The following is a 19,719-nucleotide window of genomic DNA, read 5'->3' as shown; positions in this document are numbered from 1 at the left end:
TCGGCGCCCCTGTCAACGTTCACGTTGTGCTCGCTGAGCCGTACGAGGACGGCACGGAAGACATTACGGCGTACGCGGATTGCGTGCTGGCCGACTGGATCGTGAAGGAGAGAAGCGCATGAAGAAGCCCCTTGCCGTTACTGCCGCCGCTGCCGTCGCCGCCCTGGGTGCGCTGGCCGGATGCTCGCTGACCGATGACAACACGGAGTGCACGACCTACAGCACGGTTGCCGCTTCGGCTCCTGCGCCCCGACCGGCACCCGCTCCGCGCGTCGCTCCCTCGGCCCCGAAGCCCAACTTCAACAAGCCGCCGAAGACCGGCCAGGCTCAGCCTAGCCTTCCGCGCGTGCACACGACCTGTTGGGAGAAGAGCGAGAAGTGATCTACGCCGTACTGGTCGGTCTTCCCGGCCATAGCTCCGGCTCGCTCGTGTGGCGTCCGTTCCGCGACGAATGCTGGGCCGCTGACGTTGAGCCGGAGTTCGTCAACGTTACCGAGTCCGATTCGCGCGCCGACGGCGTCCATACGGTGCCTACCATCCGCATCTTCGACGACGCGGACCCGTACGGCGAGCCGCTCGCTGAGCACGTGGGCGCTGCCGACGCCGACACGATCCGCACACTTCTGGAGAAGGGGAAGAGCCTTGCTGCCCGAGATTCCGGTAAAGTCGGTCGGCTCACCCGTGGACGAGATCGGCGCGGAGCTTGTCCGGGACCGGTGGCGGGATAGCGCCCTTCGCGTGCGAGTTCACTCGGCGCATGTCGCTGGGGGATCGTCGTACGGGAACGAGATCGTTCTAGGGTCGCGCGACGACCTGAAGAGCCTGATCCTTCAACTTCAGGGCTGCTATTACGGGTGGCCCGGCAACGAGCGCTGACAACAACGAAGCGCCCCAGCTTACTCACGTGAGTAGGTTGGGGCGCTTTCGTGTTTGCTGACGGGCCGTCAGAAAATTCACTCCTTACTCGCTGGCATATGACCATGGCGCGCTGTAACTTCGTACATCCGTTCGACCAGAAACAGACCTCACCGACTGTTTCGTGTGGGTGAAGGTTGTACGACCTGTGGAGGGTGATGAACATCATCCGCACGTATGACGGAAAGTGACTGGCCGAAAACGCATCATGGAGCAAGCGATTCCGCGCAACCCTGGGGGGCAAGTCATGCCGCACACCGTCCCGTTCACACTCTCACTGTCCGTCAACGTGCCTACCGGGCCAGAACGACACTGGACGGCGTGTGACGTGCTCGGGGACGCCATGACGGACGAACTGATCAACTCCTGTGGCGAGTTGCGCGCAGTCCTGCGGGCACACGGGCGGCTCGTGGCGCGGATTCTGTCGGCTCCGGCCGTCCCTCGGTACGACGGGTTCCGCATCCTGGGGCGCCGGAAGGACTCCGGAATCCTGGTTGCGGCCGTCGAGTGGATCCGATCGCGCGAAACGGCGGAGCTGGTCCCTTTTCCGGCCACGTGGACGGCGTGTGACTACGTCCATCCGGAGTCGCGCGTGTCCGTAGCGTGACCGTTACGAACTAAATGCTGTGTGCACGCTGTGCACATGCGATCATCGGGACACATGCCGTTGAAACGGCAACCATCACATCGGGGACAAGCAATGCGTAACAAGATCATCCTTCCCATGTCGTCCGTGGCATCTGCCGCTGTGGCGTTCGGCATCGGAGCACTCGTCTTCACGAACCCGAACACGCCCGCAGACGCATCGCCGGTCCCCCAGCCGACGAAGACTGTCACCGCACCGCCCGTTGCCGGTCAGGCGCCCACTCAGACGGCGCAGGAAGACGCGCAGCGGGAAGCAGCGGGCACGGAGCCGGGAAGCCTGCCGACGGCCCCTCAGAAGGCCAGCAAGCCGCCCGCCGACGCGCCGACGACGAGCACCAGGACGACGGCGCCGGAGACGGCGAAGCCCGCCGAACAGTCACCCGGCAGCGAAGGCCCGTTCACCGACGCCCAGGACGACGGCAAGGTGCTGGACGACATAGGCAAGACGATCATGCCGGGCTTCCCGATCAGCGTGCCGGAAGTCTTCCTGCCGTTCCCCGGCCATGGCGAAGGTCTGCCCGCTGACGACGTGACCCTGGTCGTTGACGGCGACCCCGGTTACGCCGACCCGGGCGTCGTGTGTGATGCCGAGATGGCTGAGGCACTGGGCGTCCCGCTGGGAGACTGCGCGGCTGAGCCGAGCAAGGTCGACACCTGGCACCCCGTGACCGACTGACGGCAAGTCACCGACTCCCTTACCCACGCCCAGAGAACACAACTGGGCGAAGGAGTACGGAAGTTGGATACGAAAGCCATCAAGACAACCCGCAGGGTGCTGACCGGCGGACGCTGGTTTCTGATTACGGGGCTCGTGTTCTACAGCCTCATGACCACGACCCCGTTCGTCAGCGCCCACAGCGAATGGCAGTGGTCCGGATGGGTACTGGGCTTGATCGTTGATGCGGCGTTCATCATGGCGCTCAGCGCTGAGTCAACTCTGGCGAAGTACGGCGTGACGAAGCTGGGGGCGTGGCCGGTCGCCTTCCGCTGGGTTACGGGGCTCAGCTCCGTCTTCCTGAACGTGTGGCTGAGCGTCAGCGCAAGCGACTGGGTCGGCGTCGCCGTCCACCTGATTGCACCCGCGCTAGTGATGCTTCTGGCCGAAGTCGGCCCGGTCTACATGGCCGCACTTGCCGACGCTGAGGCGAAGGCGCTGAGCGCCCCTCAGAAGCCCGCTGAGCCGGTTGCCGCCCGCTGGGTCGTGCCGCCCGTTCCTGAGACCTTCAGCGCGCCCCAGGTCGTTCAGGAAGCACTTCCTGAGCCGGAGCCTGAGCCTGCCGACGAAGAGCCGAAGACGCGCCTGACGAACGCCGAAGCCAACAAGATCATTGAGCAGGGTTGGCGGCACAAGCTGAACCCTGTCGAAGTCGCCGCTGCCGCCGGACGTCACCCGGCCACCGTGCGGAAGAAGTTCGCCCAGCTCGATGCCGAACTGAAGGTCTGAGCGCCCATACCACAAGCCCCGTGCTTACTGCCACTCCGGCGGTAGGCACGGGGCTTTCGTGCTTCCCTGGTCGGGCACCTTCTGTCGAAGGAGTCTGGAGGAGCCCCGGGGCGTGTGCCAGAACCACCATAGGCGCCCCAGGGCAGGCGTAGCCCCGTTCCGTTGTCCGTTCGGAACGGGGCTTCGTCATACGCTGGCCGACATGGGACCGAAGACCGAAGCGGCGTATGTGACCATCTGCGGATGGGTGCTCACCGGAAGGTACAGGCCGGGCGACAAGCTCCCTTCCGAACGCGCCATGTGCGAAGAGCTGAGCATCGGGCGGACGGCGCTCCGACAAGTGCTCGCGAAGCTAGTCATGGAAGGCAAGCTTGAAGTGCACCAGCGGAGTCACTACCGGGTACCTTCAGGCATGCGTATTACCTGGGTCATTGAAGATCACGGCGGAGACAGCGCCGACGTTCCGACTGTCGACACGGCCGCTGAAGCCCTTGCCGCTGCTGTCCGGCAGGCGTACGCCGAAGAGAGCACCGAGACACTCGCCAACATCCTGCTCAACACGGTCGCCCCACTGCGCATGCAACTGGTGACCGACGGCCGGTATGCAGTCGAGCACGGGCGCACGTGGGAAGCCCGTCAGGGGGGAATTTTCGTCACTCTCTCCCCCAACTGAGTGAAGCCCGCTACGGTTGCCCCCATGCGTCGATACCGGATCACTCAGAAGCCGCCGGACTGGCGGCAAGAGGTAACCAGGAATGGCGAAGCCCCGCCGCCCCGTGGGGACCGGCCGTGGGTCATTCTGGATCAGGAACTTCAGGGGTACTGCACCTTGCCCGACGGCGACGAGCGCTATCCGCTGGAGTGGCGCACGAAGGCCGGTGCTAATGCGTGGCTCGTGCGCTGCTACCGAATGTGGGGCAACGTGCCGCTAATGCATGGCGAGCACGAGCCGTACAACCCCAAGCAGGAGCGCGTATGAAGCGCTATCGGGTGATGCAGCGCGCGCTTAAGCGCATGTCGGACGGGACGTGGACGCGCCGCCAGAATCCGCCCTTCGCTATCTTCGACGAAGTGTTAGGCGACTTCTGCGCGCTGCCGGTCAACGGCAAGCTGAAGCCGCTGGAGTGGCGCTCACGGTCAGCGGCGTACGACTGGCTGTATCAGTGCGCCGAGACGTGGAAGGAGTGGGAGCACAGCGGCCGGAAGGCGGACGTGCCAGAGGATTGGCGCGGCTTCCGCCCGCCGACACGATCGCCCTGGGAAGGGCACACAACGCCCATGTACGGGCCGTACTAGGGCGCTGACACACGAAAGCCCCGGCTACCTCTTTCGAGGGGTACGCCGGGGCTTTTTCTCGTCTCTCATGACCGGCCACTCGTTTACGGGAGCGCCGTCCTGCATGCCGACGAAGACGACGTACGCGCCGTTCCCGGCGTGCCGGATGCCGACGCAACGCCCGTATTCGGCCTCCCCCATTGCTCGCAGCTTCGCTGCCTGTTCGTGCCACATGTCGACGGCTGCCCTCAGCGAAAGGCCGCGCGCAAGTTCTACCGCGTCATACATGGCGGGGCGCCTTCCCAGCCGTGGCCGGTTTCATGCATACGAATGTGCGCGCCGACCGGTACTCCCATGCCCGGCCTTCGCTGAGTGCCTGCCTACCGTGCGTAGTGATCTCTCGCCACAGCGGGGCGCCTACACGGGTCATGACTTCGGCAATGGCGTCGATGGGGTACCCGGCGCACAGCTCCCCGATCACGCCCAGGACGACGGAAGCGGCCGTGTCGGCACACGTGACTGTGCGGCGCCCCTCTGCGTCCGTGATCTTGTACTCAAGCTCAATCATGCCGGGCATCGTCGCAGGTCAGCACCGGTCTTGCCCACTACTCCCCCAACTGGGGTAACCTTTGGGCTCGCCCGGCGCGTACTCCACCTCGCCCATCTGGTCCATCATGATGAACGGGTCCAGGTAGCGGTAGTTGATCCCCGCGAACGCCCGGCGCACCGGGAAGCCCTCGCCCTCGAAACCGCTCGGAGCGGTCGTGACGGCGAGCACGGGACGTGCCACGGCGTCGGCGGGTGCGGTCACCCGGGGCAGCGTCAACGGGTTCTCGACGGTCACAGCAGGCATGTCGGTTCCTCCTCGTGTACGCCCAGTTTAGTTGAGCGTTGAACTTTCTGCCACCCCCAACCACGGAACCCCGGAGGGCATTCCCGCCCCGGGGGACGGCGCAGCGAACCACGGGGGACCGGCACGGCGAAAGGCCGCCACCCCTCACGGGGTGACGGCCTCGGGACGCCCGGCCGTCCGCCGGGACGGCGGTCAGCCGCCGCCTGCGCGGCAACGGCGTCTAGCCGTACATCCGCCGCATCGCGAACTCCACCATCTGCTCCACCGCCTTCGCGTCGAACACCATCCGGTGCTCGCCCTCCATGTCCAGGACGAACCCGTAGCCGGTGGGCAGCAGGTCCAGCACCTCCGCGCCGGTGATCACGAAGTACTTGGACTCCTTGCCCGCGTACCGGCGCAGCTCCTTGAGGGTGCTGAACATCGGGATCACCGGCTGCTGGGTGTTGTGCAGGGCGAGGAAACCGGGGTTGTCGCCGCGCGGGCAGTACACCTTCGACGTGGCGAAGACCTGCTGGAAGTCCTCGGCGGCCATCTGCCCGGTGGTGAACGCGCGCACCGCGTCCGTGAGCGAGGGCGGGGACGGCTCGGGGTACAACGGCGGCTGCTGCCCGTACCCGCCGGACATCGGCTGCTGCGGAGGGGCGTACTGCGCTTGCGGGCCCGCTGTCTGGTCGTAGCCGTACATGGGCGCAAGCGTACCGAGCGCGGCGGGGCGGAGGTGGCGGTACGGCGGGCCCGGGAGCCCGCGGTGGCCGGGCCGCCCCTCCCGCGGGCCGCTCCGGTGGATCACCGGCCGCGGGACCCTTGACCGACCCGGTGGGACCTGTCACAGATGGCCGGGTGGGGTTGCGCCTTATTACTGGCGGGTAGCATCATCGTAGCTACTTGTTGGTACGTGAACTAGCGCGAGGATCCAGTGCCTCGCCGATCTCTCTACGGAGCCGGGAGCCGTCGCCATGGGGCACTACAAGTCGAATCTCCGCGACATCGAGTTCAACCTCTTCGAAGTACTCGGGCGCGACAAGGTGTACGGCACCGGCCCGTTCGAGGAGATGGACGTCGAGACCGCCAAGAGCATCCTGGAGGAGCTGACCCGCCTCTCCGAGAACGAGCTGGCCGAGTCCTTCGCCGACGCCGACCGCAACCCGCCGGTCTTCGACCCGCAGACCAGCACCGCGCCGGTCCCCGCCTCCTTCAAGAAGAGCTACCAGGCCTTCATGGACTCCGAGTACTGGCGCCTGGGCCTGCCCGAGGAGATCGGCGGCACCACCGCGCCCCGCTCCCTGATCTGGGCCTACGCCGAGCTGATCCTGGGCGCCAACCCGGCCGTGTGGATGTACTCCTCGGGCCCTGCCTTCGCCGGCATCCTCTTCGAGGAGGGCAACGAGGTCCAGAAGCACATAGCCAAGATCGCCACCGAGAAGCAGTGGGGCTCCACGATGGTGCTCACCGAGCCCGACGCGGGCTCCGACGTGGGCGCCGGCCGCACCAAGGCCGTGCAGCAGGAGGACGGCTCCTGGCACATCGAGGGCGTGAAGCGCTTCATCACCTCCGGCGAGCACGACATGTCGGAGAACATCCTCCACTACGTGCTGGCCCGCCCCGAGGGCGCCGGCCCCGGCACCAAGGGCCTGTCCCTGTTCCTCGTCCCGAAGTACCTCTTCGACTTCGAGACGGGCGAGTTGGGCGAGCGCAACGGCGTCTACGCCACCAACGTCGAGCACAAGATGGGCCTGAAGGCGTCCAACACGTGCGAGATGACCTTCGGCGACAAGCACCCCGCCAAGGGCTGGCTGATCGGCGACAAGCACGACGGCATCCGCCAGATGTTCCGCATCATCGAGTTCGCCCGCATGATGGTCGGCACGAAGGCGATCTCCACGCTGTCGACGGGCTACCTCAACGCGCTCGAGTACGCCAAGGAGCGCGTCCAGGGCCCGGACCTGGCCAACTTCATGGACAAGACCGCGCCCAAGGTCACCATCACCCACCACCCGGACGTCCGCCGCTCGCTCATGACGCAGAAGGCGTACGCCGAGGGCATGCGCGCCCTGGTGATGTACACCGCCTCGATCCAGGACGCCATCCAGATCAAGGAGGCCGCCGGCGAGGACGCCTCCGCCGAGCACGCGCTGAACGACCTGCTCCTGCCCATCGTCAAGGGCTACGGCTCCGAGAAGGGCTACGAGCAGCTCGCCCAGTCCCTGCAGACCTTCGGCGGCTCCGGCTTCCTGCAGGAGTACCCGATCGAGCAGTACATCCGGGACTCCAAGATCGACACCCTCTACGAGGGCACCACGGCCATCCAGGGCCAGGACTTCTTCTTCCGGAAGATCGTCCGCAACCAGGGCGCCGCGCTGAACTCCCTCGCCGAGGACATCAAGAAGTTCCTCGCCCTCGGCACGGGCGGCGAGGAGCTGGCCGGCGCCCGCGAGCACCTGGCCAAGGCCGCCGTCGAGCTGGAGGCCATCGTCGGCCTCATGCTCACCGACCTCGCCGCCACCGAGCAGGACGTCAAGAACATCTACAAGGTCGGGCTCAACACCACCCGCCTGCTGATGGCCTCCGGTGACGTCGTCGTGGGCTACCTGCTGCTCAAGGGCGCCGCGATCGCCGCCGAGAAGCTGGAGACCGCCACCGCCAAGGACAAGGCCTTCTACACCGGCAAGATCGCCGCCGCGAAGTTCTTCGCCGCCAGCGTCCTGCCGGGCGTCACCCTGGCCCGCAAGGTCGCCGAGGGCGTCGAGCTGGACCTGATGGAGCTGGACGAGGCCGCGTTCTAGTCCTCACTCCCGTCCTGTGAGCGAGGGCCTGTTCCCCACCGTGGGGAACAGGCCCTCGCCCGTCGTTAAGGTGAAGCCATGACCCAACCTGCCCGCCCGTCCTCCCCCGCGAGCGCCCCGCGCGCGACCCGCTCGTTCGACCGCGGCCACACCGACGACCTCATGGCCTTCCTCGCGGCGAGCCCCTCGCCGTACCACGCCGTGGCCAACGCCGCCGAGCGGCTGGAGAAGGCCGGGTTCCGGCAGGTCGCCGAGACGGACGCCTGGGACGGGACGAGCGGCGGCAAGTACGTGCTGCGCGGCGGCGCGATCGTCGCCTGGTACGTACCGGAGGGCGCCGCACCGCACACGCCGTTCCGGATCGTCGGCGCCCACACCGACTCCCCCAACCTGCGCGTCAAGCCCCTGCCCGACAGCGGGGCGCACGGCTGGCGCCAGGTGGCCGTGGAGATCTACGGCGGCCCGCTGCTCAACTCCTGGCTGGACCGCGACCTCGGGCTCGCCGGCCGGCTGACCCTGCGCGACGGCTCCACCCGCCTGGTCGACGTCGACCGGCCGCTGCTGCGCGTCCCGCAGCTCGCCATCCACCTGGACCGCTCGGTCACCGCCGACGGCCTCAAGCTCGACAAGCAGCGGCACATGCAGCCCATCTGGGGCCTGGGCCGCGACGTGCGCGACGGCGACCTCATCGCCTTCCTGGAGGAGAGCGCCGGCATCCCCGCCGGCGAGGTCACCGGCTGGGACCTCATGACCCACTCCGTCGAACCGCCCGCCTACCTCGGCCGCGACCGCGAACTCGTCGCCGGGCCCCGCATGGACAACCTGCTGTCCGTGCACGCCGGCACCGCCGCCCTCGCCGCCGTCGCCGCCGGCACGAGCGCGCCCGCCTGCATCCCCGTCCTCGCCGCCTTCGACCACGAGGAGAACGGCTCCCAGTCCGACACCGGCGCCGACGGCCCCCTCCTCGGCAACGTGCTGGAGCGCTCGGTCTTCGCCCGCGGCGGCACCTACGAGGACCGGGCCCGCGCCTTCGCCGGCACCGTCTGCCTGTCCTCCGACACCGGCCACGCCGTCCACCCCAACTACGCCGAGCGGCACGACCCGACGCACCACCCGCGCGTCAACGGCGGCCCCATCCTCAAGGTCAACGTCAACAACCGCTACGCCACCGACGGTTCGGGCCGCGCCGAGTTCACCGCGGCCTGCGAGGCGGCCGACGTGCCGTTCCAGTCGTTCGTCTCCAACAACGCCATGCCCTGCGGCACCACGATCGGCCCGATCACCGCCGCCCGGCACGGCATCCGGACCGTCGACATCGGCGTGGCCATCCTGTCGATGCACAGCGCCCGCGAACTCTGCGGCGCCGACGACCCGTTCCTCCTGGCCAACGCCCTGACGGCGTTTCTGGAAAGGTAGAACGGCCCCTCACCGCATGGGTGTTCGCCTCCGGGGTACCCGGTGTTCCGGTACCGGAACGTCCGGACCGTACAGGGAGGCGACACTCATGGGCCTCGGCGGATGCATCATCCTCATCGCCGTGGGAGCCATCCTCACGTTCGCGACCGACTGGGACATGCAGGGGGTCAACCTCGACCTGGTCGGCATCATCTTCATGATCGTCGGACTGATTGGCGTCACGGTCTTCAGCAGCATTTACCGGCGCAGGCGCGTGGTCATGCCCCCCACGACGCCGGTCGTGGACGACCCGGCGGCCCGCCGCGACGGCTACCACGGCGGCTACGGGGTGTGACACCGTCGCTCAGGCGGTGTCCGTCCCGGCCGGCACCGGGCGCGACCGGTCCGTTCCCGAGTCGTTGAGGCGGGCGGGCACGTCCCGGTCCTGCCGGTGCACGTGGCAGGCCGGATGCGCGCCGCCCGGGTCCTCGTCGCAGGAGGCGGCCCCGGCGCAGACGTGCAGCACGCCCTCCCTCACGGCGGGGCCGAGTGCGCGGGAGCGGGGCATCCGTCCCCGCGTCCTCACCGCCGCGCAGCCGTTCCGGCGGGGGCGCCGAGGGCCACGCCGGGCGCCTTCACGCCTCCTGAGGCAACCGCAGCCGGGTCAGCCGGTGCCGGGCGGAGTCGACGTCGCTGCGCCGGCCCACCCATCCGACCGCCCCGCACGCTCCGGTGGACGAGGCCGTGGCCGTGCCCGGTCGCACCCGGAGGGCCACGGCCGCCACCGCGTGGAGCACCGGGTCGGCGGCTGACGCGTTCCCGTCCCGGCTCAGCCCGTCGGCCTAGCGGCGGCGTTTCGCGGGCGGTGACGGGGAAGCCCTCGTCTCATGAGATTCCTCGTGTACGACCGGCTCCTCGGCTTCGGTGACGACTACTGGATCGAGGACGAGCACGGCTCGAAGGTGTTCCTCGTCGACGGCAAGGCCCTGCGGCTGCGGGACACCTGGGAGCTGAAGGACCCCCGGGGCAACGTCCTGGTCGACATCCACCAGAAGATGCTCGCCCTGCGCGACACGATGGTGCTCCAGCGGGCCGGGGAGCCGCTGGCGACGATCCGCCGCAAGCGGCTGTCCCTGCTGCGCAACCACTACCGCGTGTCCCTGGCCGACGGCAACGAGCTGGACGTCAGCGGCAAGATCCTCGACCGGGAGTTCGCCGTCGAGTACGACGGGGAGCTGCTGGCGGTGATCTCCCGCCGGTGGCTGACCCTGCGCGACACCTACGGCGTGGACGTCGTCCGGGAGGACGCGGACCCGGCGCTGCTCATCGCGGTGGCGGTGTGCGTGATCCACCTGGCGGAGAAGGAGCGCGAGGACTGAGCCGCCGGGGCGTACCTGAGCCGACGGGCGTCCTCAGGGCCTGCGCGGCGGCCGGAGCCCCAGCATCCGGTCCTTCAGCGCGGGGAACTGCTCCCGCGTCGCGGCGACCTTCCCCGGGTCGAACTCCACCGTGAGGACCTCCTCGCCGGCGCCGGCCTCGGCCAGCACCTCGCCCCACGGGTCGACGACGGTCGAGTGCCCGGCCTGGGTAACTCCGGCGTGGGTCCCGGCCGTTGCGCACGCGACGACGAACGACTGGTTCTCCACCGCCCGCGCCCGCGCGAGCAGGGTCCAGTGGGAGCGGCGGCGCTCCGGCCAGCCCGCCGCCACCACGAGCGTCTCGGCCCCGGCGTCGACGAGGCCGCGGAAGAGCTCGGGGAAGCGCAGGTCGTAACAGGTGGACAGGCCGAGGGTGGTGGCCGGCAGACGAACCGTCACCAGTTCCGATCCCGCGCCCATCAGGACGGCCTCACCCTTGTCGAAGCCGAAGCGGTGGATCTTGCGGTAGGCGGCGGCCAGGTCGCCGGAGGGCGAGAAGACGAGGGAGGTGTTGTAGAGGGGGCCCTCGGGGTCGCGCTCGGGGATCGACCCGGCGTGCAGCCAGACGCCCGCGTCGCTCGCGGCCTTGGCCATGGCCTCGTGGGTGGGGCCTTCGAGCGGTTCGGCCTCGGTGGCGAACGCGTCGTAGGCGAAGGCTCCGGTGGTCCACAGCTCGGGGAGGACGACCAGGTCGCTCCCGGCCTGTTCGCGGATCATCCCGGCGGCCCGCCGGCGGCGCGATTCGACCGATTCGCCCTCGTCCACGGCGATCTGGATCACAGAGGCGCGCACACTACCACCGTCCTGGCATTCGAGCCGTCCACACGGGCCTACGATCGTCACACGAAAGCACTGCCGGGGTGCCCCACAGCAGCGTAACTTAGCTCGCAAGACACCCACCGACAGCCGCCACCTCCCACTGGCAACGCCGCCACCACCTGCCCGTGCACCGACCGCCGAGGGGTCCCGTTCCGTGAGTCTGCATCCCACCCTCCAGCCCTACGCCGACGCCTGGACCCACTCCGTCGAAGCGATATCCGAGCTGGTCCAGCCGCTCGTGGAGGCCGAATGGAACCGGCGGACGCCGTGCCCGGGGTGGTCGGTGCGGGACGTGGTGTCCCACGTCATCGGCCTGGACTGCGAGATGCTCGGCGACCCGCGCCCGATCCACTCGCTGCCGCGCGACCTGTTCCACGTCACCAACGACCACCAGCGGTACATGGAGATGCAGGTCGACGTCCGCCGTCACCACACGGCCCCGGAGATGACCTCCGAGCTGGAGTACGTGATCATCCGCCGCAACCGGCAGCTGCGCAACGAGTCGCGCGACCCGGGCACCAAGGTGCGCGGGCCGCTGGGCAGCGAGCTGACGCTGGAGGAGTCGATGCGGCGGCACGCGTTCGCGGTGTGGGTGCACGAGCAGGACCTGCGCACGGCTCTGGGCCGCCCGGGCAACCTGGACTCCCCGGGCGCGCACGTGGCCCGGGACGTGCTGCTCGCCGAACTGCCGCGTGTGGTCGCGGAGGACGCGCAGGCGCCGCGCAGTTCGGCGGTCGTGATCGACGTCCACGGGCCGGTGGAGTTCCTGCGCACGATCCGGGTCGACATCCAGGGCCGCGGCACCCTGGAGACGGCCCCGGCCCTCGGGCCCGCGGCGACCCTCACCCTCGACTGGGAGACGTACGTCCGCCTGGCGTGCGGGCGCGTGTCGCCGGAGGCGGTGACCGACCGGGTCAAGACCGAGGGCGACCCGGACCTGACGGCGGCGATCCTGCGGCACTTCACGGTGACGCCGTAACCCGGGCGGCCGCGCACACGGACATCCACCCGCCACCGCCCGGGCGCCTGCCGCGCACACGGACCCACGCGTCGCTCCCGGGCGGATGCGGCGTTGGGATTCACGCGGCTTCCCGGACGGCTCCCGCGCACACAACCCCTCGGCCGTCCCGGGCGGATGCCACGCTGGCAGTGCAACCGACCCCCCGGGCAGCTCCCGCGCACACCGGTACGCGCCGGCCGGCCTACACCGGTACGTGCACCGTCTCCACCCGGCTGGCCACCAGCCGCTCGCGCTCCCGGCGGGCCGCCCGCCCGCGCAGCCGGAGGATCTGCGTGACACCGGCCGCCTGCAGCACGAACACCACGGAGAAGGCGACGCGGTAGTCGTCACCGGTGGCGTCCAGCAGCGCACCGATCGCGAACAGCGTGGTCATGGAGGCCACGAAGCCGCCCATGTTGGTGATGCCGGAGGCGGTGCCCTGCCGCTCGGGCGGATTGGCCGGTCGGGCGAAGTCGAAGCCGATCATGGAGGCCGGCCCGCAGGCGCCCAGGACCGTGCACAGCACGATCAGCAGCCACATGGGGGCGTGCGCGCCCGGGTGGGCGAGGGTCGCGGCCCACAGCACGGCCGTGGCCGCGACCGTGCCGAGCGCGAGCGGCAGCCGCGCCTCGTGGTGCCGGGCGACGATCTGGCCGTAGACGAGGCCGACGACCATGTTGGACAGCACGACCAGGGTCAGCAGCTCACCGGCGGTGGCCCGGGTCAGGCCCTGGGCCTCGACCAGGAACGGCAGGCCCCACAGCAGCAGGAAGACCATCGCGGGGAACTGCGTGGTGAAGTGCACCCACAGGCCCAGCCGGGTCCCCGGCTCACGCCAGGCCGCGGCGATCTGCCGCCGCACGTAGGCGGCGCCCTGGTGCGGGACGGGTTCGCAGGCGTGGCCCTCGGGGTGGTCCTTCAGGAACAGCACCACCAGGACGAAGACCACGGCACCGGCGGCGGCGCTGCCCGCGAAGGCGGCCGTCCAGCCCACGCCGTGCAGCAGCCGGGCCAGCACGAGGGTGGAGACGAGGTTGCCGGCCATGCCGATCAGTCCCGCGAACTGGGCGACGAGGGGTCCGCGCCGGGCGGGGAACCAGCGGCTGCCCAGGCGCAGCACGCTGATGAACGTCAGCGCGTCGCCGCAGCCGAGCAGGGCGCGGGAGGCCAGGGCCATGCCGTAGGAGGGGGAGAACGCGAAGCCGAGCTGTCCGGCCGTGAACAGCACCGCGCCCAGCGCCAGCACCTTCTTGGTGCCGAGCCGGTCCACGAGCAGGCCGACGGGTATCTGCATGCCGGCGTAGACCAGAAGCTGGAGGATGGAGAAGGTGGACAGCGCCGAGGCGTTGACGTGGAAGCGGTCGGCGGCGTCGAGGCCGGCGACGCCCAGGGACGTGCGGAAGATGACCGCGACGAAGTAGACCGAGACGCCGATGCCCCAGACGGCCAGGGCCCGGCGGCCGCCCGGGGGATCCTCCGGCAGCGCGGCCGAACTCATCGGACCTCCCCGCGGGCCAGGTGGGAGAACCAGCCGACGTGCCGGTGGACGACGCCGACGGCCGCCTCGGCGTCCCCGGCGCGCAGCGCGTCGAGGATCTCCTCGTGCTCGGCGAGGGTCTTGGCGATGCGGTCGGGGTGGGAGTGCATGACGGCGACGCCCATGCGCAGCTGGCGGTCGCGCAGCTGGTCGTACAGGCGGGAGAGGATCTCGTTGCCGCCGCTGCGGACGATCTCGGCGTGGAAGCAGCGGTCGGTGACGGCGGCGCCGGCGAGGTCACCGGCGGCGGCCTGCTTCTTCTGCCGCGCCAGCAGCTCCTCCAGGCGCTCGATGAGACCGTGGGGCGCGGGGACGGCCTTGCGCGCCGCGTGTTCCTCGACGAGCAGCCGGGTCTCCACGACGTCGGCGATCTCCTGCGCGGAAACGGGCAGGACCAGGGCGCCCTTCTTCGGGTAGAGCCGGATCAGCCCCTCGACCTCCAGCCGGAGCAGCGCCTCGCGCACCGGTGTGCGCGAGACCCCGACGGCCTCGGCGAGCTCGCCCTCGGTGAGCAGGGTCCCGCCTTCGTAGCGGCGCTCGAGGACGCCCTGTTTGACGTGCGTGTAGACACGGTCGGCGGCGGGGGGTTGCTTCACGGCCACAGTCATATCAACAGGATAGATACATCAGGTGTGCGTGGATGCATCCGTCCAGTATCCGGACCCGAATGTCACACATCCGTGGCAAAGCGGGGACCCCTCCCGGCAACAGCACAACCTCGTGTGCTAGTTACGAGTCAGACACGTGCGGCCCCTTTCCCCTCGTCCTCAACTCGGCCGCACCGATGGGGCATTCGACATAATCGGGGTACTTGACTTGATAACCGGCATTAAGGGCACTCGTCTGCGCAGAGCCGCGGCCGTCACCGTGACCACCGGCGCCATGCTCGCGACCGGTGCTCTCACCGTCGCGCCGGCGCAGGCCGCCTCCTCGGCGCCCTCCATCGCCGCCAAGGGCGGCTACGTGATGAACAACGCGACCGGCAAGTCGCTCTACACCAAGGCGGCCGACACCCGCCGCTCGACCGGATCGACCACCAAGATCATGACGGCCCTGGTGGTGCTGAAGCAGTCGAACCTCAACCTGGACAGCAAGGTCACGGTCCAGAAGGCGTACAGCGACTACATCGTCGAGAACAACTGGGCGTCCAACGCCAAGCTGATCGTCGGCGACAAGGTCACCGTCCGCCAGCTGCTGTACGGGCTGATGCTGCCGTCCGGCTGCGACGCCGCGTACGCGCTGGCCGACAAGTACGGGACCGGCTCGACGCGGGCCAAGCGCGTGCAGTCGTTCATCGGCAAGATGAACACCACCGCCAAGAGTCTGGGTCTGACGAACACCCACTTCGACTCGTTCGACGGCATCGGCAAGGGCAGCAACTACTCCACGCCGCGCGACCTGACCAAGCTCGCCAGCGCCGCGATGAAGAACTCCACGTTCCGCACGGTCGTCAAGACGAAGAAGTACACGGCGAAGACGACCACCAAGTCCGGCGGCACGCGGACCATGGCGCCGTGGGAGAACACCAACCCGCTGCTCGCCAGTTACAGCGGCGCGATCGGTGTGAAGACCGGCTCCGGCCCGGAGGCCGGGTACTGCCTGGTCTTCGCGGCGACGCGGAGCGGCAAGACGGTCATCGGCACGGTCCTCTCCTCGACCAACGCCACCACGCGCAAGTCCGACGCGACGAAGCTGCTGAACTACGGCTTCACCAAGTAGGACGCGCCCGCGGACAGGGCAACGGGAAGGGGGCTCGCCACAGCCGGTGGCGAGCCCCCTCTTCGTGTGTCAGGCCCAGGTGATCAGGCGCTTGGGCTGCTCCAGGACCGCGGCCACGTCGGCCAGGACCTTCGAGCCCAGTTCGCCGTCGACCAGGCGGTGGTCGAACGACAGCGCCAGGGTGGTCACCTGACGGGGTTTCACCTTGCCCTTGTGCACCCAGGGCTGCGGCTTGATCGCGCCGACCGCGAGGATCGCGGACTCGCCCGGATTCAGGATCGGCGTGCCCGTGTCGACGCCGAAGACGCCGACGTTGGTGATCGTCACCGTGCCGCCCTGCATGGCCGACGGGGACGTCCTGCCCTCCCGCGCCGTCGCCACCAGCTCGCCCAGCGACTCGGCCAGCTGCGGCAGCGTCTTGGCGTGGGCGTCCTTGATGTTCGGCACGATCAATCCGCGCGGGGTCGCGGCCGCGATGCCCAGGTTCACGTAGTGCTTGACCACGATCTCCTGAGCGGCCTCGTCCCAGGACGCGTTGATCTCCGGGTTGCGCCTGATCGCGACCAGCAGCGCCTTGGCGATCAGCAGCAGCGGGTTCACGCGCAGGCCCGTGAACTCCTTGTCCTGCTTCAGCTCCTCGACCAGCTTCATCGTGCGCGTCACGTCGACCGTGACGAACTCCGTGACGTGCGGCGCGGTGAACGCCGAGCCGACCATCGCCGCCGCCGTGGCCTTGCGCACGCCCTTGACCGGGACGCGGGTCTCGCGCGCGGTGTCGTACGAGGCCGGGGCGGCTGCCGCTGCCGCGGCCGGGGCGGGCGCCGGGGCGGCCGGCGCGGGAGCCTCGGCGGTGGGGGCGGCCACCGCCGCGTGCACGTCCTCCCGCGTGATGATGCCGTCCGGGCCCGTCGGCGTGACCGTCGTCAGGTCGATGCCCAGGTCCTTGGCGAGCTTGCGCACCGGAGGCTTGGCCAGCGGCCGGTCCCCGCCCACCGGGACGGGCGCCGGAGCCGGGACGGGCGCCGGGGCGTGGCCGTTCAGCTCGGACTGGACCGCCGTGGAGGCCGGCCGGCTTGGGGCCTCCTGGGCCTTGCGGGGCCGGCGGCGGGTGGAGGAGGTCGCCACCCCGTAGCCGACCAGGACCGGCTGGCGGCCCGAGCCCTCGGCTTTGGGCTCCTCGGCGGGCCGGGCGGCGGGCTGGGCGGCCGCGGGCTCGCCGGAGGCGGGCGCGGACGCGGCACCGCCGCTCACGTCCACGGCGATGATCGCCGTGCCCACGTCGACCGTGGTGCCCTCCGGGAAGCGCAGCTCCCGGACCACGCCGTCGTAGGGGATGGGCAGCTCGACGGCCGCCTTCGCCGTCTCGACCTCGCACACGACCTGCCCGTCGGTGACCGTGTCACCGGGCTGGACGTACCACTTGAGGATCTCCGCCTCCGTGAGCCCCTCGCCCACGTCGGGCATCTTGAACTCGCGCACGGACGCTTCCGTCATCGTCGTCACGGCCCTCTCCTCAGTACGCCAGCGAGCGGTCGACGGCATCCAGCACCCGGTCCAGGTTCGGCAGGTACTCCTCCTCCAGGCGGGCCGGCGGGTACGGGGCGTGGTAGCCGCCGACCCGGAGCACCGGGGCCTCCAGGTGGTAGAAGCAGCGCTCCGTGATCCGGGCGGCGATCTCCGCGCCCGAGCCGAAGAACACCGGCGCCTCGTGGACCACGACCAGCCGGCGGGTCCTCTCCACCGACGCCTGGATCGAGTCGAAGTCGACCGGGGAGATCGAGCGCAGGTCGAGGACCTCCAGGTTCCGGCCCTCCTCGGCCGCCGCGTCGGCGGCCTCCTGGCAGAGCTTCACCATCGGGCCGTAGGCGGCCAGGGTCAGGTCGGTGCCCTCGCGGACCACCTGGGCCTTGTGCAGCGGGCCCGGGATGGCCTCCGTGTTGACCTCGCCCTTGTCCCAGTAGCGGCGCTTGGGCTCGAAGAAGATCACCGGGTCGTCGCTCTGGATGGCCTGCTGCATCATCCAGTACGCGTCCGAGGCGTTCGACGGGCTGACCACCTTCAGGCCCGCCACGTGCGCGAACAGCGACTCGGGGGACTCCGAGTGGTGCTCGACCGCGCCGATGCCTCCGCCGTAGGGGATGCGCACGACGACGGGCATCTTGACCTTGCCCAGCGAGCGGGCGTGCATCTTCGCGAGCTGCGTGACGATCTGGTCGTACGCCGGGAAGACGAAGCCGTCGAACTGGATCTCGACCACCGGGCGGTAGCCGCGCAGGGCCAGGCCGACCGCGGTGCCCACGATGCCCGACTCGGCGAGCGGGGTGTCGATGACGCGGCTCTCGCCGAAGTCCTTCTGCAGGCCGTCCGTCACCCGGAACACGCCGCCGAGCTTTCCGACGTCCTCACCCATGATCAGGACCTTGGGGTCGGACTCCAGGGCGCGGCGCAGCGACTCGTTGATCGCCTTGGCCAGTGCCATCTTCTCGGCCATCTCAGTTACCCCCCTGGTCGGCGAAGGACGCCTGGTATGCGGCGAACTGGGCGCGCTCCTCGTCGACCAGCGCGTGCCCGTCCGCGTAGACGTTCTCGAAGATCGCGAAGTGGTCCGGGTCCGGCATGGCGCGGACCGCCTCGCGCACCCGCCTGCCCAACGCCTCGGACTCGGTCTCCAGTTCCGCGAAGAAGCCCTCGTCCGCGTGGTTCGAGGCCTCCAGGTAGCGGCGCAGGCGCAGGATCGGGTCCTTGGCCTCCCACGCCTGCCGCTCCTCGTCGCCCCGGTAGCGGGTGGGGTCGTCGGAGGTGGTGTGGGCGCCCATGCGGTACGTGAACGCCTCGACGAGGGTCGGGCCCTCGCCGCTGCGCGCCCGCTCCAGCGCCCAGCGGGTGACCGCGAGGCAGCCGAGCACGTCGTTGCCGTCGACCCGGACCCCGGGGAAGCCGAAGCCCTGGGCGCGCTGGTAGATCGGCACGCGGGACTGCTTCTCCGTCGGCTCGGAGATGGCCCACTGGTTGTTCTGGCAGAAGAACACGACCGGGGCGTTGTAGACCGCGGAGAAGGTGAACGACTCGGCCACGTCGCCCTGGCTGGAGGCGCCGTCGCCGAAGTAGGCGATCACCGCGCTGTCCGCGCCGTCCTTGGCGACGCCCATCGCGTAGCCGGTGGCGTGCAGCGTCTGGGAGCCGATGACGATCGTGTAGAGGTGGAAGTTGTTGCCGTTCGGGTCCCAGCCGCCGTTGTTCACGCCACGGAACATGCCGAGCAGGTTGGTCGGGTCCACGCCGCGGCACCAGGCGACGCCGTGCTCGCGGTAGGTGGGGAAGACGTAGTCGTCGTCGCGCAGGGCCCGGCCGGAGCCGATCTGGGCGGCCTCCTGGCCGAGCAGCGAGGCCCACAGGCCCAGCTCGCCCTGGCGCTGCAGGGCGGTGGCCTCGGCGTCGAAGCGGCGGGTGAGCACCATGTCGCGGTAGAGGCCGCGCAGCTCCTCGGCGGTGACACCGGCGACGTACTTGTCGAACTCCGCGTTCTTGACCCGTTTGCCCTCGGGCGTCAGCAGCTGCACGAGCTGCGGTTCGCCGCCCGTGGCGGCCGCGTCCTTCTTGGCGGTGGTGGTGCGCTTGGCGCCGGTGGTGCCGGCCTTGCTTCCGGCGCTGCGTCGCGGTGTGCGCGCGGCAGTGCTCTCCACGGTCACGTGTGCTCCTCCGTCGGTCCGGCTCCCGGGGTTGCCGGTGGGCCTGGGGGTCCCCCTGCTCGCTTGGAGCCTGGGGGAGCGGCTCACCTGTTCTCGACCACGGGCACGGGGTGGGTGCCGCTCAGCCGGGGACAGGCGTGACAGGTGCCCCGGCGAGCGCCCTGCTGAAAGCACGTTACCCAGTGCGCCACATTTCTGTGAAACCCCTCCTGACCTGCGATTTTGC

The 19,719-nt window shown here is 69.6% G+C and carries 21 protein-coding genes and 1 pseudogene; 13 read left to right on the top strand and 9 right to left on the bottom strand.

The annotated features are described in order from the left end of the window. Positions 1 to 118 precede the first annotated feature (118 nt). The 7 genes from Q5694_RS08820 to Q5694_RS08790 all read left to right on the top strand — a co-directional run bounded on the left by Q5694_RS08820 (position 119) and on the right by Q5694_RS08790 (position 4,301). The gene (locus tag Q5694_RS08820; protein WP_333931950.1) at positions 119 to 382 is read left to right on the top strand and encodes a hypothetical protein; all 264 of its coding nucleotides are present in this window, start codon (positions 119 to 121) and stop codon (positions 380 to 382) included. Further along, the gene (locus tag Q5694_RS08815; RefSeq protein WP_333931949.1) at positions 379 to 729 is read left to right on the top strand and encodes a hypothetical protein; all 351 of its coding nucleotides are present in this window, start codon (positions 379 to 381) and stop codon (positions 727 to 729) included. Before Q5694_RS08820 ends, Q5694_RS08815 begins: the two co-directional genes overlap by 4 nt. Before the next feature lie 887 nt (positions 730 to 1,616). After that, positions 1,617 to 2,237, top strand: a complete 621-nt coding sequence (locus Q5694_RS08810) for a hypothetical protein (protein WP_333931946.1) — start codon at positions 1,617 to 1,619, stop codon at positions 2,235 to 2,237. 63 nt (positions 2,238 to 2,300) lie between these two features. Next, positions 2,301 to 3,005 (top strand): hypothetical protein, encoded by a 705-nt coding sequence (locus Q5694_RS08805; protein WP_333931945.1) that lies wholly within the window; start codon positions 2,301 to 2,303, stop codon positions 3,003 to 3,005. A 202-nt stretch (positions 3,006 to 3,207) separates the two neighbouring features. Beyond that, the gene (locus tag Q5694_RS34805) at positions 3,208 to 3,678 is read left to right on the top strand and encodes a winged helix-turn-helix domain-containing protein (RefSeq protein WP_443040832.1); all 471 of its coding nucleotides are present in this window, start codon (positions 3,208 to 3,210) and stop codon (positions 3,676 to 3,678) included. Between the two features lie 24 nt (positions 3,679 to 3,702). Next, positions 3,703 to 3,984, top strand: coding sequence for a hypothetical protein (locus Q5694_RS08795; protein ID WP_333931943.1), 282 nt, complete (start codon positions 3,703 to 3,705; stop codon positions 3,982 to 3,984). Next, on the top strand, positions 3,981 to 4,301 hold the full coding sequence (locus tag Q5694_RS08790; RefSeq protein ID WP_333931942.1) for a hypothetical protein: 321 nt from the start codon (positions 3,981 to 3,983) through the stop codon (positions 4,299 to 4,301). The genes Q5694_RS08795 and Q5694_RS08790 overlap by 4 nt, the downstream gene beginning before the upstream one ends. Before the next feature lie 598 nt (positions 4,302 to 4,899). On the opposite strand, the pseudogene Q5694_RS08785 reads toward Q5694_RS08790, so the two are convergent. Both Q5694_RS08785 and Q5694_RS08780 read right to left on the bottom strand, forming a co-directional pair. Beyond that, positions 4,900 to 5,133, bottom strand: a pseudogene (locus Q5694_RS08785) (pirin family protein); the annotation flags it as partial. Between the two features lie 220 nt (positions 5,134 to 5,353). Further along, entirely contained in the window at positions 5,354 to 5,818 is a 465-nt protein-coding gene (locus tag Q5694_RS08780) for an SseB family protein (protein ID WP_030245078.1), read from the bottom strand. Between the two features lie 271 nt (positions 5,819 to 6,089). On the opposite strand from Q5694_RS08780, the gene Q5694_RS08775 reads away from it, so the two are divergent. The 3 genes from Q5694_RS08775 (at position 6,090) to Q5694_RS08765 (ending at position 9,666) form a co-directional block, all read left to right on the top strand. Beyond that, entirely contained in the window at positions 6,090 to 7,916 is a 1,827-nt protein-coding gene (locus Q5694_RS08775) for an acyl-CoA dehydrogenase (RefSeq protein ID WP_333931940.1), read from the top strand. Positions 7,917 to 7,994: 78 nt separating this feature from the next. Continuing rightward, positions 7,995 to 9,332, top strand: coding sequence for a M18 family aminopeptidase (locus Q5694_RS08770; protein ID WP_333931939.1), 1,338 nt, complete (start codon positions 7,995 to 7,997; stop codon positions 9,330 to 9,332). A gap of 88 nt (positions 9,333 to 9,420) precedes the next feature. Then, entirely contained in the window at positions 9,421 to 9,666 is a 246-nt protein-coding gene (locus Q5694_RS08765; RefSeq protein WP_333931938.1) for a DUF6458 family protein, read from the top strand. A 9-nt stretch (positions 9,667 to 9,675) separates the two neighbouring features. Here the strand turns inward: Q5694_RS08765 and Q5694_RS34800 are convergent, their stop codons facing one another. Next, on the bottom strand, positions 9,676 to 9,879 hold the full coding sequence (locus Q5694_RS34800) for a hypothetical protein (protein ID WP_443040831.1): 204 nt from the start codon (positions 9,877 to 9,879) through the stop codon (positions 9,676 to 9,678). A 319-nt stretch (positions 9,880 to 10,198) separates the two neighbouring features. Between Q5694_RS34800 and Q5694_RS08755 the strand changes: the two genes are divergently transcribed. Next, on the top strand, positions 10,199 to 10,690 hold the full coding sequence (locus Q5694_RS08755; RefSeq protein ID WP_333931937.1) for an LURP-one-related/scramblase family protein: 492 nt from the start codon (positions 10,199 to 10,201) through the stop codon (positions 10,688 to 10,690). A 33-nt stretch (positions 10,691 to 10,723) separates the two neighbouring features. Here the strand turns inward: Q5694_RS08755 and Q5694_RS08750 are convergent, their stop codons facing one another. Beyond that, positions 10,724 to 11,521: a carbon-nitrogen family hydrolase gene (locus Q5694_RS08750; RefSeq protein ID WP_333931936.1), complete on the bottom strand. Its 798-nt coding sequence runs from the start codon at positions 11,519 to 11,521 to the stop codon at positions 10,724 to 10,726. A gap of 181 nt (positions 11,522 to 11,702) precedes the next feature. On the opposite strand from Q5694_RS08750, the gene Q5694_RS08745 reads away from it, so the two are divergent. Then, complete coding sequence (locus tag Q5694_RS08745; RefSeq protein ID WP_333931935.1) at positions 11,703 to 12,527, top strand: maleylpyruvate isomerase family mycothiol-dependent enzyme; 825 nt, start codon at positions 11,703 to 11,705, stop codon at positions 12,525 to 12,527. Positions 12,528 to 12,750: 223 nt separating this feature from the next. Here the strand turns inward: Q5694_RS08745 and Q5694_RS08740 are convergent, their stop codons facing one another. Together Q5694_RS08740 and Q5694_RS08735 are read right to left on the bottom strand one after the other, a co-directional pair. Further along, positions 12,751 to 14,046 carry an MFS transporter gene (locus tag Q5694_RS08740; RefSeq protein ID WP_333931934.1) on the bottom strand — a complete coding sequence of 432 codons (1,296 nt, stop codon included), beginning with the start codon at positions 14,044 to 14,046 and terminating at the stop codon, positions 12,751 to 12,753. Beyond that, positions 14,043 to 14,693, bottom strand: coding sequence for a GntR family transcriptional regulator (locus Q5694_RS08735; protein ID WP_333931933.1), 651 nt, complete (start codon positions 14,691 to 14,693; stop codon positions 14,043 to 14,045). Before Q5694_RS08735 ends, Q5694_RS08740 begins: the two co-directional genes overlap by 4 nt. A gap of 208 nt (positions 14,694 to 14,901) precedes the next feature. Between Q5694_RS08735 and Q5694_RS08730 the strand changes: the two genes are divergently transcribed. Then, positions 14,902 to 15,804, top strand: coding sequence for a D-alanyl-D-alanine carboxypeptidase family protein (locus Q5694_RS08730; RefSeq protein WP_333931932.1), 903 nt, complete (start codon positions 14,902 to 14,904; stop codon positions 15,802 to 15,804). 69 nt (positions 15,805 to 15,873) lie between these two features. Here the strand turns inward: Q5694_RS08730 and Q5694_RS08725 are convergent, their stop codons facing one another. Genes Q5694_RS08725 through pdhA form a run of 3 tightly spaced genes read right to left on the bottom strand, consistent with a single transcriptional unit; the run spans position 15,874 to position 19,493 of the window. Further along, positions 15,874 to 17,307, bottom strand: a complete 1,434-nt coding sequence (locus tag Q5694_RS08725) for a dihydrolipoamide acetyltransferase family protein (protein WP_333931931.1) — start codon at positions 17,305 to 17,307, stop codon at positions 15,874 to 15,876. A 10-nt stretch (positions 17,308 to 17,317) separates the two neighbouring features. After that, positions 17,318 to 18,295, bottom strand: coding sequence for an alpha-ketoacid dehydrogenase subunit beta (locus tag Q5694_RS08720; protein WP_333931929.1), 978 nt, complete (start codon positions 18,293 to 18,295; stop codon positions 17,318 to 17,320). A gap of 1 nt (position 18,296) precedes the next feature. Continuing rightward, positions 18,297 to 19,493, bottom strand: a complete 1,197-nt coding sequence (pdhA, locus tag Q5694_RS08715; RefSeq protein WP_333931928.1) for a pyruvate dehydrogenase (acetyl-transferring) E1 component subunit alpha — start codon at positions 19,491 to 19,493, stop codon at positions 18,297 to 18,299. Positions 19,494 to 19,719: the final 226 nt, after the last annotated feature.

The organism is Streptomyces sp. AHA2 (genome assembly GCF_036857595.1).
In the GTDB taxonomy this organism is placed as follows: domain Bacteria; phylum Actinomycetota; class Actinomycetes; order Streptomycetales; family Streptomycetaceae; genus Streptomyces.
Note: the sequence above shows the minus strand (reverse complement) of the source record. Positions and strands in the feature narration are given on the sequence as shown.